General features: G+C 49.1%; 16 protein-coding genes. 10 read left to right on the top strand and 6 right to left on the bottom strand.

Going from position 1 to position 17584, the window contains the following annotated elements:
- Positions 1 to 4: 4 nt before the first annotated feature.
- Positions 5 to 676 (bottom strand): PAQR family membrane homeostasis protein TrhA, encoded by a 672-nt coding sequence (gene trhA / locus EV209_RS06045; RefSeq protein WP_130433994.1) that lies wholly within the window; start codon positions 674 to 676, stop codon positions 5 to 7.
- An 80-nt stretch (positions 677 to 756) separates the two neighbouring features.
- Here trhA and EV209_RS16260 point away from each other — a divergent pair, with 80 nt between their 5' ends.
- Together EV209_RS16260 and EV209_RS06040 are read left to right on the top strand one after the other, a co-directional pair.
- Entirely contained in the window at positions 757 to 948 is a 192-nt protein-coding gene (locus EV209_RS16260) for a hypothetical protein (protein WP_165388827.1), read from the top strand.
- A gap of 37 nt (positions 949 to 985) precedes the next feature.
- Complete coding sequence (locus tag EV209_RS06040) at positions 986 to 2374, top strand: ATP-binding protein (RefSeq protein ID WP_130433992.1); 1389 nt, start codon at positions 986 to 988, stop codon at positions 2372 to 2374.
- 157 nt (positions 2375 to 2531) lie between these two features.
- Here the strand turns inward: EV209_RS06040 and EV209_RS06035 are convergent, their stop codons facing one another.
- Positions 2532 to 4127 carry a DEAD/DEAH box helicase gene (locus EV209_RS06035; protein ID WP_130433990.1) on the bottom strand — a complete coding sequence of 532 codons (1596 nt, stop codon included), beginning with the start codon at positions 4125 to 4127 and terminating at the stop codon, positions 2532 to 2534.
- A gap of 227 nt (positions 4128 to 4354) precedes the next feature.
- On the opposite strand from EV209_RS06035, the gene pepF reads away from it, so the two are divergent.
- From pepF to EV209_RS06020, 3 genes are all read left to right on the top strand, one after another.
- Positions 4355 to 6136 carry an oligoendopeptidase F gene (gene pepF / locus EV209_RS06030; protein ID WP_408609007.1) on the top strand — a complete coding sequence of 594 codons (1782 nt, stop codon included), beginning with the start codon at positions 4355 to 4357 and terminating at the stop codon, positions 6134 to 6136.
- Between the two features lie 28 nt (positions 6137 to 6164).
- On the top strand, positions 6165 to 6938 hold the full coding sequence (locus EV209_RS06025; RefSeq protein ID WP_130433988.1) for a nitroreductase family protein: 774 nt from the start codon (positions 6165 to 6167) through the stop codon (positions 6936 to 6938).
- Positions 6939 to 7040: 102 nt separating this feature from the next.
- On the top strand, positions 7041 to 7367 hold the full coding sequence (locus tag EV209_RS06020) for a cyclic-di-AMP receptor (RefSeq protein ID WP_130433986.1): 327 nt from the start codon (positions 7041 to 7043) through the stop codon (positions 7365 to 7367).
- 249 nt (positions 7368 to 7616) lie between these two features.
- Here EV209_RS06020 and EV209_RS06015 read toward each other — a convergent pair whose 3' ends face one another.
- Entirely contained in the window at positions 7617 to 9029 is a 1413-nt protein-coding gene (locus tag EV209_RS06015) for a helix-turn-helix domain-containing protein (protein ID WP_130433983.1), read from the bottom strand.
- 180 nt (positions 9030 to 9209) lie between these two features.
- On the bottom strand, positions 9210 to 10625 hold the full coding sequence (locus tag EV209_RS06010) for an MATE family efflux transporter (protein ID WP_130433981.1): 1416 nt from the start codon (positions 10623 to 10625) through the stop codon (positions 9210 to 9212).
- Between the two features lie 237 nt (positions 10626 to 10862).
- Between EV209_RS06010 and EV209_RS06005 the strand changes: the two genes are divergently transcribed.
- On the top strand, positions 10863 to 12605 hold the full coding sequence (locus EV209_RS06005; RefSeq protein ID WP_130433979.1) for a phospho-sugar mutase: 1743 nt from the start codon (positions 10863 to 10865) through the stop codon (positions 12603 to 12605).
- Between the two features lie 19 nt (positions 12606 to 12624).
- Positions 12625 to 13569 (top strand): alpha/beta hydrolase, encoded by a 945-nt coding sequence (locus EV209_RS06000; RefSeq protein WP_130433977.1) that lies wholly within the window; start codon positions 12625 to 12627, stop codon positions 13567 to 13569.
- A gap of 101 nt (positions 13570 to 13670) precedes the next feature.
- Here the strand turns inward: EV209_RS06000 and EV209_RS05995 are convergent, their stop codons facing one another.
- The gene (locus EV209_RS05995) at positions 13671 to 14207 is read right to left on the bottom strand and encodes a flavin reductase family protein (RefSeq protein ID WP_130433975.1); all 537 of its coding nucleotides are present in this window, start codon (positions 14205 to 14207) and stop codon (positions 13671 to 13673) included.
- On the bottom strand, positions 14197 to 15297 hold the full coding sequence (locus EV209_RS05990; RefSeq protein ID WP_130433973.1) for an NAD/NADP octopine/nopaline dehydrogenase family protein: 1101 nt from the start codon (positions 15295 to 15297) through the stop codon (positions 14197 to 14199). The genes EV209_RS05995 and EV209_RS05990 overlap by 11 nt, the downstream gene beginning before the upstream one ends.
- A gap of 131 nt (positions 15298 to 15428) precedes the next feature.
- Between EV209_RS05990 and EV209_RS05985 the strand changes: the two genes are divergently transcribed.
- From EV209_RS05985 to EV209_RS05975, 3 genes are all read left to right on the top strand, one after another.
- A complete protein-coding gene (locus EV209_RS05985; RefSeq protein ID WP_130433971.1) occupies positions 15429 to 16427 on the top strand; it encodes a LysR family transcriptional regulator in 999 nt (332 codons plus the stop codon).
- Between the two features lie 27 nt (positions 16428 to 16454).
- Positions 16455 to 16877: a protease complex subunit PrcB family protein gene (locus tag EV209_RS05980; protein WP_130433969.1), complete on the top strand. Its 423-nt coding sequence runs from the start codon at positions 16455 to 16457 to the stop codon at positions 16875 to 16877.
- A gap of 443 nt (positions 16878 to 17320) precedes the next feature.
- Positions 17321 to 17560 carry a hypothetical protein gene (locus tag EV209_RS05975; protein WP_130433967.1) on the top strand — a complete coding sequence of 80 codons (240 nt, stop codon included), beginning with the start codon at positions 17321 to 17323 and terminating at the stop codon, positions 17558 to 17560.
- Positions 17561 to 17584 lie beyond the last annotated feature (24 nt).

Below are 17584 nucleotides of genomic sequence, written 5' to 3'. Positions count from 1 at the left end.
GGGATTATTTGAGGGGCATCAGTGCCACATAGTGGAACATCAGGATGAAATGGCAGAGACTCCCGCCCATAACGAAGAGGTGGAAAATTTCATGGGAGCCGAATCCTTTGTGCCTGCTGTTGAAAATGGGCAGCTTCAGAGCATAGATAACGCCTCCAATGGTGTAGATGATGCCTCCGGCCAGGAGCCATCCGAAGGCAGCAGTGGGCAGGGAATTGAGAATCTGGGTGAACGCCAGAACGCACACCCAGCCCATGGCGATATACAGCACTGAGGAAAACCATTTAGGACAGTAAATCCACAGGGCTTTGATCAGGATACCCGCAAGGGCGATACCCCAGACCAGCGCCAGCATAGCCCAACCGGAAGCGCCGCCGATGACGATCAGGCATATTGGCGTATAAGTTCCGGCAATCAGTATAAAGATCATCATATGATCGCACTTTTTCAAAATTTTATTGATGCGCGGGCCGAGATCCAGAGAGTGGTAAGCTGCGCTGGCTGCATATAAAAGAATCATGCTCACAATAAATATGCTGAGCGATATGATGTGGATCGGTTCCGGTTCCCGCGCAGTGCGGATGATCAGGGGAATCGCTGCGAACGCAGCCATCAGCATGCCGATAAAATGAGTAATCGCGCTGCCGGGATCCTTCAGTTTACGTACAATTTTCATAGAGTACCTCCTTGCTGGTTCTATATTATTATATGACGTAGTTTTCAAAACTATGTGTTGGTAATGTAATCATACAACATATGGAAAATGATGTCAAGGGGGAGAAAAAATTTATTTCAAGTTTTCTCTATCCCTTGCATCCCACCGCACAAAAAGCCATGATTCCTTGGTCAGCAAATCTATGCCCTCAATACAATCATATATTAGTAAATCATAAACAAGTAAATGCTGAATACGCTATTGGCAATTTGGACAAAGTTAGTTATAATTAAGTAAATCGTAAACAACTAAATCTTTGGAGGCGTACAGATGTTTATAGGTAGAGAGCAGGAACTAAATACACTGAATAAGCTTTATTATTCCAATAAATTTGAATTTACAGTTATTTACGGCCGCCGTCGGGTGGGAAAAACTGCCCTCATCAGCGAATTTACAAAAGGCAAAGACACCATTTTCTTTACTGGCGTTGAAACCAATACAAAGCAAAATCTCGATAACTTTTCGAGATGCATTATGGAATATAATACGGGAATCGCTGTCGATTCGTCTTTTGCATCTTTTCAATCGGCGTTGGAATATGTTTTTGAATTGGCAAAAACGAAAAGAATTGTGCTTGTTATGGATGAATATCCCTATGTTGCCCGTGCATCCAAGAGCCTTGCTTCTACGCTTCAGCTTTTAATTGATAAAAACAAAGACAGTTCAAAGTTGTTTCTGATTCTTTGCGGTTCTTCTATGTCTTACATGGAGGATCATGTTTTAGCATATAAAGCACCTCTTTACGGAAGGAGAACGGCGCAGCTGAAAATCCCCCCCTTTGATTTCTTTGAAGCTTGTCGCTATTTTACAAAATTTGCGGACATTGACAAGGCGCTGGCATATGGAATTGTAGGCGGAACCCCGCAGTATCTAATGCAGATCGATGATAGTCTTTCTATCGAAGAGAATATCAGAAATACTCACTTAAATCCGTCCTCTTTTATATTCGAAGAACCTAACAATCTTTTAAAGCAGGAAGTGCGTGAACCTGCAATTTATAATGCGGTAATTACAGCAATTGCCACCGGTTGTTCAAAAATGAATGAGATTTCTAACAAGATTGATGAAGATACAAGCGTCTGTGCAACCTATATCAAAAATTTGATTACACTTGGCATTGTGAAAAAAGAATCACCCTATGGCGAAAATGCGAGTCGTAAAACAATTTATTCTATTGAGGATAATATGTTTCGTTTTTGGTATCGGTTCGTACCGGCAAACACCTCGATTATTTCCCGAGGAGCTTCAGACTTTGCTTACAAGCGCATTGCGCCGGAGATTCCATCCTATATGGGCGGTGTGTTTGAAGAAATATGCAAGCAGTACCTTTGGAAATTACTTCTTGAGAATAAATGTGCTATAAATTTCAATGACCTGGGTCGCTGGTGGGGCACGAATTCCAAAACAAAAACCCAAGAAAAAATCGATATTATGGGAACGGATAAGGATTCCGCCCTGTTTGCCGAGTGCAAATGGACAAATGAAAAGGTTGATCTAGGCGTTTTGGAAACCCTTGTCGAGCGCAGCAATCTGTTTCACTATAAACAAAATCACTTCTATCTCTTTGCCAAAACCGGCTTCACAAAGGGTTGTATGGATAAGGCGGCGGAGATGGGCAATGTAACGCTTGTTTCATATAATGAGATGCTGAAAGCGTAATTAATATTTACTAGGTTGTTAATAATGGTCAACTTAGGAAAAAGGAGGAGACGATCCCATAGAGAAATCCGGCTAAAAAACCCGGATTTCTCTATGGGATTATCTCCTCCCTGGCTGTTAGAGGCTAAAAATCGGTATTAACCGACAACCACATTTTTTATCTCTGATTCGCAGGCTCCACATTTACGTTTCTGCCCTTAATCTTACATTTCTTCATGGCGTGCAGGATTTCTCCGGCATATTCGGCGGGAACATCCACAAATGTATATTTGTCATATACATCGATAGCGCCCACAAGGTTCCCGGGCATCCCGCTCTCTCCTGCGATGGCGCCCACAATATTGCCGGGCGTCACTTTCTGATTGCGGCCAATGTTGATAAACAGACGGACCATGCCTTCCTCGGCTCCCGTATCAGTCAGGTCAGGAGAGGAAATTCCGGCCTTCAGGGATTCATTTTCAGATTCTCCCAGCAGTTCCTTCAGAAAAGCAGCGGCCAGATCCATGGAAGAGTAATCCTCTTCATTGACCTTCTGCTCCACCAGCTCGATCAGGTCGCTCAGATCCTCTTCCTGGATGCGGCGGCTCATTCTGCTGAAAATATGCTCCACACGGATGGCGTTCACGTCATTGGCGGAAGGGATGGGGCGCTCGTGAATTTTGGTCTTGCAGTAACGCTGGATGTCCTTCAGCTTATAAACTTCCTTGCCCACCACCAGACTGAAGGCCAGACCGTCTCTGCCAGCCCGTCCGGTCCTGCCGATTCGGTGCACATAATACTCGTCATCCTGAGGAATGTCATAGTTGAAAACCGCTTCCACGTCGTCCACATCAATGCCCCGGGCAGCTACGTCGGTAGCCACCAGAATATCTGTGCGCCCGCTGCGGAATCCCTTCATGACCCGGTCGCGCTGCGCCTGCTTCAGATCCCCGTGGAGGCCTTCGGCAAAATATCCCCGGCCCTGAAGCGCCTCAGTCAGTTCATCCACCTGATGCTTTGTATTGCAGAAAATCAGGGAAAGCCTGGGATTATACATATCCAGCAGGCGGCAGAGCACCTCCAGCTTGTTCCTGGGACGGACCATATAATAATACTGTTCAATTTTCGGAACAGTCAGTTCTTTTTTCAGTACACGCACGGTTACGGGATTATTCTGGAACTGTCTTGCAATGTCCTGAATGGCCTGAGGCATGGTGGCGGAAAACAGCACTGTCTGCCGTTCCTCCGGCACTTCCGCCAGAATCGTGCGGATATCGTCGATGAAACCCATATTCAGCATTTCATCAGCTTCGTCCAGAACCACAGTGTGCACGTGATCAAATTTCACAGTTTTTCTGCGCATATGGTCCATCACACGTCCGGGAGTTCCTACCATGATCTGCGTCCCGGCTTTCAGGGAGCGGATCTGCTTGACAATATCCTGGCCGCCATAAATAGGCAGGACTTTGACGCCGTGCATATATTTAGCCAGATTGCGGATTTCATCTGCCACCTGGATGGCCAGTTCTCTGGTGGGACAGAGGACGATAGCCTGCAGGTGTTTATCTTTTGGATCAGTTTTCATCAGCAGGGGGATTCCGAAAGCAGCTGTTTTTCCTGTTCCGGTCTGTGCCTGGCCGATCATATCGTGGCCTTCCAGCTCCACCGGGATTGCCTGCGCCTGGATTGCGGATGCTTCCTCAAATCCCATGTCTCCTACTGCGCGCAGGATTCTGTCGTCCAGCTGCAATTCTTCAAATTTAATTGTTTCCATGTAAAACCTCGTCTTTCTTCACTTTCTTCATCATAAAATGAGGGTATTGCAAAATTACGAGAATTTTACAACCCCTCTTAACCCTGTCGGGTAAGTATATCAGCCATTGTGCATTTTGTCAACTGAAATTAAAAAGAAAGGCGTATTTTCTCTTTTTTATCGGGTGAAAATGTGATATGCTGTTAGTTAGGAAAATACAACTGGAGGATTTAAAAAATATGGCTGAATTGATGAAAAGAAAAGACCAGCGGGAGGAAGATACCTGGCGTCTGGAGGACCTTTTTGAAACAGATGAACTGTGGGAAAAAGAGCTGTCAGCAGTGGAGTCAGCGCTTCCTGTGCTTACTGGATTTGCCGGCAGGCTGGGAAATTCCGCGGGAGAGCTGAAAGAGGCGCTGGATTATTTCTACGGCCTGTATACACGTCTTGACCGGCTGGTTGTATATGCTTCTCAGCGGTCTGATGAAGATACGGGCAACGGATTTTATCAGGATATGAAAATGAGAGTGCAGTCCCTGGCTGTCAGAGCGCAAGAAGCGGCGGCCTTTTTGGTGCCTGAAATTCTGGGGCTGGAAGAGATGCAGGTGCAGCAGTGGCTCAGGGAGGACCGGGGCCTGGCGTTGTATGGCCGCGCGCTGCAGGATATGATGAGGAAAAAATCCCATGTGCTGTCCCGGGAGCAGGAGGAGCTGCTCAGTTCGGCCAGAGAGGTGGGCCAGAGCAGCAATATTTTCAATGTGATGAATAATGCGGACCTGAAATTCCCTTCTGTTAAGGATGAAAACGGAGAGGAAATTCCCGTCACCCATGGAAGTTATGTGCGGCTTTTAGAGAGCAGGGACAGATCGGTGAGAAAAGCGGCATTTGAAAGTGTTTACGGAACATACGGCCAGTTTGGAAATACCCTGGCAGCCACATTTGCTGCAAATGTAAAAGAGGCGGCTTTTTTTGCAAAAGCAAGGCGCTACAGTTCCGCGAGGGCCTATTTCCTGGACGATGCCAACGTACCGGAACAGGTGTATGACAGCTTGATTTCTTCTGTACATCAGAACCTGCCTGCCCTGCACGACTATGTTGCGCTCAGAAAAAAACTTCTGGGGACTGATGAACTGCATATGTACGATGTATATGTTCCGGTGGTGGATGTGCCGGATAAGAAGTATTCTTTCGAAGAGGCAAAACAGGTGGTATTTGACGGATTGGAGCCTCTGGGAGATGAATACAGGAGCATTTTAAAAGAAGGATATGAAAACCGCTGGATTGATATTTATGAGAATGAAGGAAAGCGTTCCGGCGCATACTCCTGGGGAGCATATGGGACGCATCCCTACGTCCTGCTGAATTACCAGGAAAACCTCAATGATGTCTTTACCCTGGCTCACGAGATGGGGCATGCGATTCACAGCTATTATTCCGGCGGGAATCAGCCTGCCGTGTATGCTGAATATAAAATATTTGTGGCCGAAGTGGCGTCTACCTGCAATGAGGCTCTGCTGATCCGCTATCTGCTGAAAAAATCCGGAGATGCGGAGGAACGCAAATATCTGCTGAACCATTTCCTGGAGAAATTCAGAGGAACCCTGTTCCGCCAGACCCAGTTCGCGGAATTTGAGCTGAAGGCCCATGAGAAAGAAGCAAAGGGCGAGACCCTTACTTTCGAAGCACTTTGTTCCCTGTATCTGGATATCAACCAGAAATATTTCGGGCCGTCGATGGAAGAGGATCAGGAGATCGGCAGGGAATGGGCCAGAATCCCTCATTTCTATACGCCGTTTTATGTCTATCAATATGCCACCGGATTCTCCGCAGCCATTGCGCTGTCGGATAAGATTCTGGAAGAAGGGCAGACTGCAGTGGAAAAATACAAGGAATTTTTAAAGGGAGGATGCTCCAAGGATCCCATTGATTTATTGAAAACAGCAGGCGTAGATCTCTCCACGCCGGAACCGGTGGACCGGGCGCTGAAGGTGTTCCGGGAGCTGCTGGAGGAATTCAAGTCCCTGATCTGACGGTCAGAAAAGCTGGAGGCGCAGAAAGATGGAACAATATGAGGCGATATTTTACCGCCGTTCGGTGCGGCATTTTTCCAAAGACCCGCTGCCGGAGAGACTACTGGATAATCTGAAAAAATATATGATGCAGGTCATGCCCCTGTACCGGAGCGAGCCATTTCGCATCCTGTTGGTGGATAGGAAGGAACAGCCAGGCGCGGTAAGCGGGCCGGGCCGGGTGGAAGCGCCGTATTATCTGGCTTTTTTCGGGCAGGATACCATGCTGGGGCGGTGCAGCGCGGGATATCTGGCGGAGCAGCTGACGCTGTATCTGGCGTCCCGGGAGGTCGGAACCTGCTATCAGGGGCTGGCGAGGCTGAAAGAGCAGCCTCCGGAGACGCAGCCGGAGCTGAAACTTTTGTTTTTGGTAGCATTCGGGATATCCGAAGAGACGTTCAGAGAGCCCGAAGAAGCCAGCCGCCTGTCCCTGGAAAAACTTGCCGCCTGCAAAGATAAGCTCAGCGAGGAATCCCGCACGATTCTCCGCGCGGCCAGGATGGCGCCTTCCTCCATGAACTCCCAGCCCTGGCGTTTCGTAGTATACCGGAACAGAATCCACCTGTTTGCAAGAAAAGAACGTCTGGGCTTAAAAACCCTGGAGCGGATGCGGGATGTCAATATGGGCATCGTGCTCTATCATATGATGCTGGCGGCAGAAGAACTCTGGCTGACGGCAGACCTGCAGGTATCAGAACTGATCTCAGAGCGCAGCTGGAAAAATAATGAATATATCTTAACGCTTTACTGGAAAAATTTATAAATTTTTGATTCCATTTTTCTGAAAAATGTGGTACACTAAAGGAAACAAAATTACTAATTTGCAGTGCCAGCTGAAATTGAGACTTAGAAGGGAGAGATGGATATGAAACTGATTTTTGCGATAGTCAGAGATGAGGACGGCGGGACCGTGATGAGCGAGCTGAACAAAGAGGGATACAGCGTAACAAAGATGTCCTCAACCGGAGGCTTCCTGCGTTCCGGGAACACAACGCTGATGATTGGTACAGACGAAGATAAGGTAAGCCATGCCATTGAAGTAATTAAAGGACAGTGCGGTTCCAGAAAGCAGATTATCGCCACATCCGCTCCCATGGTCGGAATGCCCAGTTACACCTCTTTCCCCATTTCCGTAGATGTGGGCGGAGCTACAATCTTTGTGCTGGATGTAGAGCGCTTCGAAAAAATCTGACAAATCAAAAAAGGAACTGCCGCAAAAAAATAGCGAGCAGTTCCTTTTTGATACAACAACCTTCAAAAGCCCTGTTTTGGATGAAAAAATGATCCTCCCTCCATCCTCCGCCAGAAAAAAGCCCGGCAGAGAGGCGGAAGACAAAACGGAGGGGGCTATTTGCCGCAAGGCATCGAGCCCCCGGAGTTTTCTCTTCCGCCTCTTTGCGACTCCCTTTTTGTAATTAATGCGACAAATCCCATTACCCAATCATTTGTTTCCGGCAATTGACCTTGCAGCATCCTCATACAGCCGCCCGATTTCCTCCACATATTCAGAGAGAGAAATCCGGAACGCTCTGTCCAGCAGCGCTGCCCTGTTTGCCTCCAGGAAAAACCCGCCCTGGAATTCAATCATCCTGTCAAACGCCTCCTTTTCTTTCAGGAACAAAGCTTTAAGATTTTCAATCTGCAAAGCCATACCAGGGCATAAGGCCAGCGCCCTTTCTAAGTAAGCTTCAATATGGTACAAATTAGTCCCTGTCTGTACCACGCAGCTCCTGTAAGTATCCAGCGGGCCGTCCAACATCTCTTCATTTTGGAAATATTCATCCTGCATCAGCGAATCCGCCCAGGCCTGAAAAGCGTTTCTGCCAAAATAGATTTGAGAGGTGGATTCTAAAGAGGCCAGGGCCGGAATGTTCAGGATGGATTTTTTCATACTTTGGGCAATTGTGGGCCTGTCTTTTTTCTTTTCGAAAAAGATCAGCGCTTCTGAGCGGTCCAAACCGTCTTTTACCTGAAAATAATTTTCGGAAAAGGCGTCGTCAAATATCTCCTCCTCCGTTTTTTCTCCCGTGAACTGAGACCAGCCGATCAGCATATCGCCCTTTTCTGCATAGCCGCAGATGATGGAACAGACGGGCGGCCCCACAATGCCGAATGTCAGTACCGGAAGGCCCTTGTCAATTGATTCTACAATTTTTTTAAGCCAGCCGGACTTGTTTTTCCGGATTTCCTCCCGGCCGGCATAGGCGTACTCATAGCCGCAGGCGTCAAAAGCATATTGAATGGGAAGCTGAGTGTCTTTGCAGACGTTGGAGTAGGAATCGTTATACCGCCACTTTGGTTCCAGCCAGATTTGGGTAAAGAGATCCCCGGTCACTCCGGCAAAAAAAGAAAAATCAAAGGCCTGATCTTCATTGAGCGCAGACATGGCGGAGCGCATGCAGCTGGGAAACATATAATTTTCTGACTTGTTCTCGTAAAGTTTTTCCACATTCGGGATGAGCCTTCTCGTCATGATAAAACCTCCTTCTACATTGATCTGTATATTCATGGGAGAAAAGTAGTTCAGGCTGCAGGAAGATTTCTGCGCTGAGGACGGTGTGACGCCGTGAAAGCGGGAAAAGGCTTTTGTAAAGCTTTCCGGTGTTTCGTAGCCAAATTTTAGCGCGGCGTCCAGAACTCTGGTTCTGCCGGATGCGATTTCTTCCCCGGCCAGCGACAGCCTGCGGTTTCTGATGTAATCCGCTACGGTATAACCTGTTACAATGCTGAATATTTTTTGAAAATAGGCGCTGGATGTAAAGACGCTTTTGGCGACACTTTCCGAATTAATATTTTCCAGCAAATGGTCTTCGATATAATTCAGCGATTTTTGTACAACATTGATCCAATCCATGCTGCGACCTCCTTTTCCAATAGTATATCAGACCTGTATAGGCGTGTCCTGTCTTTTTGTGACATGATGTGTCCGGGAAGGGGGGGCTATGAACGGTTGAACAGGTTTTCCAGATCAATAAAAAGGCCATCCTGAAAGCAGCGGATGTTCTGCTTTGAGAATGGCCTTTCCAATTATATTTCAGATCTGAATATACTTCCACTTCCCCTGATTAAATCTCCAGTAATTCATCACAAGCCGGATCACCTGGTCGATGGCGACGCCGACCCAGGCCCCGATCAGCCCGTAGCCCATAGGGAAACACAGCAGCCAGGTGAGGAAAGGCCGGACGAAGGTAATGCTGATCATGGATACCAGGGCGACAAAACGGGTGTCCCCCGCGCCCCGCAGGCAGCCGGAAATCACCACCTGGGAGGTCTGGGCAAAAGTGATGCCGGATACCAGGCACATGATAATCCCGCCCAATGAAATCACTCCCGGATCATTGGTGAACCAGCCCATAAACTGGTACCGGAACACCAGGAAGATCACACAGAGCAGAAAAGAAATAGAACAGGCGATCCTCTGCCCGGTTTTTCCGTAGATTTTAGCCAGATCAGGCCGTTTCGCTCCCAGACTCTGCCCTACCAGGGAGGAGGCGGCCACGCCGAAGCCGTCGCCGAAGGAGAAGGACAGGTTCAATATATTCATGCAGATCAGGTGAGTGGCGTAATCCAGGGTGCCCAGCCGGGCCACCATCATATTATAGACCAGAAAACCGATGCGCATGAAAGCCTGTTCTACCAGAGCGGAGCTGCTGATATTGGCAACGGTCCGCATGGTGGCGGAGTCAAATTTCCAGTCCTTTAATTTTGTATGGAGGATCGTCAGGTACCCGCCGGGACGCAGGAGCGTAAAGAAGGCGATAATACAGGCGGTGAGGGCGCCCAGACCGGTGGCGATAGCGGCGCCTGCCACGCCCAGCTTTGGAAATATTCCGATTCCATTGATCAGCAGATAGTTAAATACCAGGTTCACCAGATTGGCGATCAGATTCGTCACCATGGAAATTTTTGTTTTGCCCACGCCCCGCTGGGCCGCATTGATGGTGAGATTCAGTCCGGTAAAAGGGATGCTGCACATGAGAATCCGGAAATACAGCACCGCGTCATTGAAATAGTCTTCGTTGGCGCCCATAACGGATATAATCTGAGGGGCAAAGATAAATCCCAGAACACTCATCAGAATGGCGATGGCGCCGCTGACCAGCATACACTGCATCAGGCACCGGTTGGCGCTTTTTTGCTTTTCCTGTCCTTTTCTCCGGGCCACCACGGCGGTGACGCCTACGTTCAGCGACATGATCGCCGCCAGCAGAATAAATTTGGGCTGATTGGTGATGCCCACAGCGTCGATGGCTTCTTCCCCCAGGCCGCTGACCATGACGGTATCCACCATGCCCACCAGACTGACCAGCACTGCCTCCAGAGCGGAAGGCCATCCTACTTTAAAAAAATTCCTGTAAATCTGAGAATGGGGAGGGATTTTTCCTTCTTCTTCTCCGGGTTTCAACATTCGGTCTACGGAATATAGCCGGGTTTCCAACAATGATTTCATGATTCATCTGCTCCGTTTATCCCTTTTTTGATGTATAAATTTGCATATAATTCATATTCTATCACTGTTGATAAAAAGAAGCAATCCAAAATTCAAGGGTACGTACAGAGGGCACAAAAAGAGGCAGCCCGCATTGAAAAATTTAGTGAAACCTTATGAAATCAGGTTTCTTTTTCTGCGGTAATTTGTTATAATACAGATGTATTGATATTATCAACAGAACAGGAGGAGATTCCAATGGACGATTATAAGAAGATCTATGAGGAATGGCTGGCCAATCCATATTTTGACCAGGCGGCAAGAGATGAACTGAAGGCAATCGCAGATGATGAAAATGAGATAAAAGAACGTTTTTACACGGAGCTGGAATTCGGTACGGCAGGTTTAAGAGGCGTGATCGGCGCGGGCCTGAACCGTATGAATATTTATACGGTGCGCAAAGCTACCCAGGGGCTTGCGAATTATATCCTGAAGGTGGGCGGCCAGGACAGGGGCGTGGCGATTGCTTATGACTCCAGAAGAATGTCTCCTGAATTTTCTGACGAGGCTGCCAGGTGTCTGGCCGCTAACGGCATTAAGGCTTACCGTTTTGAATCTCTACGTCCCACGCCGGAGTTATCCTATGCGGTGAGAAAGCTGGGCTGTATTGCGGGAATTAATATTACCGCTTCCCACAATCCTCCGGAATACAACGGTTATAAAGTATACTGGGAGGACGGGGCGCAGATTACGCCGCCTCACGATACCGGGATCACGGCTGAGGTGAAGGCGATCACAGATCTGACCACCACAAAGACCATGGACAAGACCGCCGCAGAGGCAGCGGGGCTGTATGTGACCATCGGCGCGGAGATAGACGACGCATACATAGCGGAATTGAAGAAACAGGTGAAAAATCCTGAGGCCATCGCCGCAGAGGGCAAGAACCTGAAGATAGTTTATACCCCTCTGCACGGGACCGGGAACATACCGGCCAGGCGCGTGCTGAAGGAACTGGGCTTCGAGAACGTCTATGTTGTTCCGGAACAGGAGCTGCCGGACGGGGAATTCCCCACGGTGAGCTATCCTAACCCGGAGGCCAAGGAAGCTTTTGCCCTGGCGCTGAAGTTGGCGGAAGAAAAAGACGCGGATCTGGTTCTGGCAACGGACCCGGATGCGGACCGCCTGGGCGTATATGTGAAGGATACAAAGTCAGGGCAGTACATCACCCTGACCGGCAACATGTCCGGCTGCCTGCTGGCGGATTATGAAATCAGCCAGATGAAGGAGAAAAACGGAGGAAAGCTGCCGGAGGACGGCGCTCTGATTAAGACCATTGTTACCTCCAACCTGGCGGACGCCATTGCGGAATATTACGGCGTGCGGCTGATCGAGGTGCTCACAGGCTTCAAGTATATCGGCCAGCAGATCCTGAACTTCGAAACCACAGGAAAAGGGACTTACCTGTTTGGGTTTGAGGAGAGCTACGGCTGTCTGATCGGAACACATGCCAGGGATAAAGACGCGATTGTGGCCACCATGGCGCTGTGCGAGGCTGCGGCTTATTACAAGACAAAGAACATGACTCTCTGGGACGCCATGATCGCCATGTATGACCGCTATGGTTATTATAAAGACGATGTGAAGTCAATTACCCTGAAGGGAATCGAAGGGCTGGCAAAGATTCAGGAGATCATGGAAACCCTGCGCAACAATACGCCGGAAAAAATCGGCGGTTATGAAGTGCTTTCCGCCCGCGACTATAAGAAAGATACCATCCGCGATATGAAGACAGGAGAGGTGAAGCCTACGGGACTTCCTTCTTCCAACGTGCTGTACTACGACCTTCCGGATAACGCATGGCTTTGCGTAAGGCCTTCCGGCACGGAGCCAAAGGTGAAATTCTACCTGGGCGTGAAGGGTGCTTCTTTGGAGGATGCGGACGCTCTGGCAGAATCGCTGGGCGCGGAAGTGATGGCAATGATTGACAAGATGCTTTAACAGACAGGAAGGAAACAATATGAAAAAATGGCCTTTGTTCCTGGGCGGCTGCGCTGCGGCCGCCTGGGCGGGGGCGTCCTGCTATGCCTTTTACAAGGTGGCGCGGCGGTACGACCATAACAGTGTGGAAGAGGAAACAGATGACAAGCCGGAGGACCAGAAACGGATGGGGGAGGCTTTGAAAAGGGCCGCCTCCTGGCTGGAAGATAAGCAGCTGGAAGATGTGGAGATCACGTCCATGGACGGGCTGTCGCTGAAAGGGCATCTGCTGCGCTGTCCGGAGGAAACAGACAGAGTGGTTCTGGCAGTGCATGGATATACCGGAGACTGGAGGGATCTCACCATATTTGCCCCGTTTTATTATGACCACGGTTGGAATGTACTGTTTGTGAATGATCGTGGACATGGCGAGAGCGAAGGGAACTTCGTGGGCTTTGGCAGCCAGGACCGGAAGGATGTTCTGGGCTGGATCCAGTTTCTGATCAGCCGTTTTGGGCCGTCTGTTCAGATATTGCTGCATGGCTGGTCCATGGGCGGAGCCATTGTCCTGCTGGCAGGTGCGGAAAAAGAACTCCCACCCCAGGTGAAGGGGATTGTTGCGGACTGTTCTTACACATCAGCGTTGGAGCAGTTTGAATCAGTATGCAGGAAAAAAGCCTCTGTCCCGCCGGATATCCTGCTGAGGGGCGCAGACCTGTCCGCAGCTCTCATGGCAGGATACCGGCTTCGTGACTGTGCGCCCATAGACAGCGTGGATCAGATCAATATACCAGTGCTGTTTGTTCACGGTTCCGGGGATGAGTTTGTTCCTTGCTATATGACCGACAGGCTCTATCATGCCTGCAAAAGCCCGGAAAAAAAGATTCTGACTGTAAAAGGCGCTGGCCACTGCATGAGCTATCTGGAAGGAAAGCAGGAATTCCAGCAGGCGCTGGAAGAACTGATGGAGACTGCCTGCAGATAGTATTTCCTAAAGAAGGCCGGCTTGTATTAAAGATGTCTTAATAAAAAGCGGTGCCGCTCCGGCAGAAAAAAAATTCTGGGAGCGGCACCATTTTTGTGGAATTATTCTTCTTTTTCAAGAATATCCGTAATTTCAGCAATGTACAGATGATGGTATCCGCCGCCTTCCCCGTTGGCTTTGTTTTCCCCGCCGTACCATTTTCCGGTAAAGGACTCGTCTCCGAGGAAATCAGCTTCCTGCAGCTGGGATACGCACATTTTTTTGCAGATAAAGGCCAGCCTTGCTTCTTCAAAGTAAGGAGTTTCTCCGTGGTGGAGCACATGCAGGCCGCATTCCTTTATCTTGTCGCAGTCACGGCCGGATTTGGTCCCGCAGAAGCCCAGCATTTTGCGGTATTCTTTTCCGAATACAGTGAGAGAGAAAGTTTCGGCGGCTGAGGCTATTTCATGGGTATAGCGTTCAGGGCGTACCGCCACGATGACAACAGGCTTCTGCCACAGGATTCCCATGGTTGCCCAGGCGACAGTCATGGGATTCACCACACCTTCGCTTTCCGCGGTCATCAGAAACCAGTCTTTGCTGATCAGATTAAAAATATTCTCCTGAAACTCTGCAGGCTTGATTGTCTTATAATTCATACCTTTTCTCCCATCCTTCTATCAGATAATTTTTCAGTTCTTCAATATTCATTCCGGCAATGCCCAGCTGTTCCATGGACCTGCCGCTGTTCCAGCAGTCCTTTTCCAGAATTACGCTCCCCAGGTGGATCATGGAGTCCATAATCGGCGTATCTACGCCATAGCAATGGGCGAGCATTGCCCAAGAAGCCAGGCCGAAGGGGATGTCTTCAGAATAATAGCGGTTTTTTACATCAGCCGGCCCCTTGATTTTCGCAAAATTTGGGTCGGAAGCGATGGCTTCTTTGATGCTGTCTGTTTTGACGGCGCCGCCTACACCATGAGCTGCGGTATCAGACTGATAACCGAAGGCGTCCAGAACAGAAATGCGTTCTCTGTCAATGGCTTCTGTAGCCCTTACCACACAATCGGTGAACCCTTCTGTATAATAATAAAATTCCCCTTTGGCAATTTCAATACGTCCTGCGTTGAGGATACAGCCGGGAACATGGATAATAGGGTTCAGACTGGACAGCCCGCAGGCGACGACGCTTTCTACTGGTTCCAGCCCGTCAAAAAGTACGGAGAGTTCTTTTACTGTCTCTTCGGTACGGGATGCGGGCATGACTCCTACTTTCAGCGGATTGAACCGGCTCATTACAAGGGAAACGCCGGGTTTTAAGAGGCGCGTGGCATAAGGAAGGGTGTGGGTTTCCGCCACAGTGACTCCGTTTACATGGTTCTCTTTCAGCGCTTTCCAGAAAATCAGGGATCCGAAAGTTCCGGGCAGGACGAAAATAACCTGTCCGGGTTTTACAACTTTTGCCAGTTTTTCGGCGTAAGGGGCATGGGCGAAGGCCGGAACTGCCACCAGGATAAATTTTACATCTGCCACCGCTGCTTCCAGATCTGTGGTAACCATCGCGATATGAGCGCTGCCGCTGCCGCAGGCTCCCTGCATTTCGATGGTATGGGTATCGAATACCGTCTGCATGTTGGCCGCAAAACGTTTTTCCTCATACATATGTACCTCAAACCCGCGTCTGGTCAGATCGCCGGCCGCCGCATGGGCTCCGTTTCCGCCGCCAAGAACTGCTATTTTTGTTGACATTAAGAAGACCTCCCTTTTATAATAAGTGATAGATTTGCCAGCTGCTTTCTTCTAGATTGTAAATCTTTTCACAATCTTTTGGGAAATATATTTTTGCTATCAGGCCATATGAATTTATTATTGGAGGGATTATGACATTACAGCAGCTTCAGTATGTACTTGCGGTAGCCCAGGAGGGATCTATTACCAAGGCTGCCCGTGCGCTGTTCAAATCACAGCCGAATATCAGCAATGCGATCAGGGAATTAGAAGAAGAACTGAATATACAAATATTTGCGCGCACGCCCAACGGGGTATCGCTGACGCCGGAGGGGGAAGAATTCCTGGTTCAGGCCAGCAGCATTACACAGCAGGTTAAAAGGCTGGAGAATCAATACCGCCGGGACGGCAAAGAGGAACTGAACCTGAGAATTTCCATCGCTCGGTCATCTTACATGATCCGTGGGATTTCCCAGTGGATAGACAGGAATCTGCAGGGCGATAGGCCTGTCAGTATTCACCTGGCGGAGACGAACACCAACCGCGTGATTCAGGAAGTGTGCAGCGGCGCGGCGGATCTGGGGATTATCCGTATCCCCGGAAATCAGCTGGATCAATATAACAGGCTGCTGAAGGAGAACAGGCTGATTGCAGAAACACTGATGGTATTTCCCCTGCGCATTGTGTTCAGGGAAGACCATCCGCTGAGCAGTTATGAGAATATTCCATATGAGGAACTGGCAGCTTATACAGAGATTATACATGGGGACGACCAGGTGCCCGCGATCCAGAAAACCCAGATCAATCCCGGACTTTTGCCTGAAAAGCACAGGAAGGTCTATGTCTATGACCGGGGCAGCCAGATCAATCTGCTGGAAAATGTCCGGGGCTCTTATATGTGGGTGTCGCCGATTCCCCCGGATATGCTGGAAATGTATCATATGGTGCTGAAAGACTGCTCCTTCGCAACAGTGGAAAACAGGGATATTTTGATCTACCGCCGGGAAAACAGGAAGCATGCGGCAATCAGGGACTGCATCAAGTACCTTACGGCATTTGCGCAGGAGCTTCAGAAAAGCGCAGAAGGCAGGGAAAACACTGTTTCTGCAGGTCCCGCACATAATCTGTCCTCCCCCGCGCATATAGTGTGATAACAAATCAATAAGGATGCGGAGGCAATGAAGAAAAGAAAAAAAGGAATCTTGCAGCGTTTCCTGTCGGCGGCGCTCTGTGTGGTTCTCCTGTCGGCAGCGGCCGGCTGCGGATCAGAAGAGGCATATCCCAAAGTACAGGACCTGAGTTTCACTGTTGTGGAGGAAGAGGATTATCCGAAGGAGCTGGCGAACGCCATCAATCAGAAAAAAGAATCCTCATTCCGCCTCACTTACAGTGACGGAGAGAGCCTGTACATAGCGGTGGGATACGGCAAGCAGCCTACGGGCGGTTACAGCATTCAGGTTCCGGCCCTTTACCTTTCCAAGGAAGTAGTTGTGATGGACAGCAATCTCTGCGGGCCGGAGGGCCAGGGGATGGGGGCCGCCAGTTACCCGTATCTTGTAGTGAAGACAGAATTCCGGGAGGAACCAGTAGTATTTCTGTAATCAGAGACCTGTACAATTTGTGCGCAGGACATGGGAACAAGCACATATTGTACAGGTTTTTTGGCGAATTTCTTATAATTCGTCAAATTTCGCGTTTTATGTATTGCAGATCAGACCTAAAAAAGTTAAAATTTATCCATGAGATGAACCAATGACACTGCAGGAGCGCTCCTGCAACCAAACAATTCTTGTTCTTTCTGAAGTATCTGTAAATCCGTAAGAAGCGGTTCTGCCGCTGTCTATCGCCAGAGATTCTACTGGATTTCAGCCAACAGAATATAAAAGGTTCATCTGATAATTTCTGCCCCGGCAGCCGGCGCGGGGCGGACGGGGGAGGTGATGTGCAGTATTTAAGGCGGCTTCTGTCTGAATAAAAGCGCAGACCGGATGATAATATATGACGAAGCCTCCAATGATTCTGGGGACTGCGCGGAGGAGGACGAATGAGAAAGAGACACCGCATGACAAAAGAGGAAGAGGAGCTTTGCATTCCCTTCCTGAAAGAGCTGCAGGAATATCAGAAAGCCGGAGTCCCGGTAACACTGGGAGGCAGGAGGGTTCCGCTGGAACTGATCGCCGGAACCTGTGTTGTCTGGGAGCGCGGCAGGTATATGGGCGATTATATCGCAGATGAAAATGGTAAATTGGTAGAACTGCGCTTTGACCGGGTCGCAGACCGGTAGAAAGCTGCATGGCGGAAGGAAACA

Origin of the sequence: Cuneatibacter caecimuris, from assembly GCF_004216775.1 — a bacterium.
GTDB classification, from domain to species: Bacteria; Bacillota; Clostridia; order Lachnospirales; family Lachnospiraceae; genus Cuneatibacter; species Cuneatibacter caecimuris.
The sequence above is the reverse complement of the archived record's forward strand: the minus strand, read 5'-3'. Positions and strand labels throughout refer to the sequence as shown.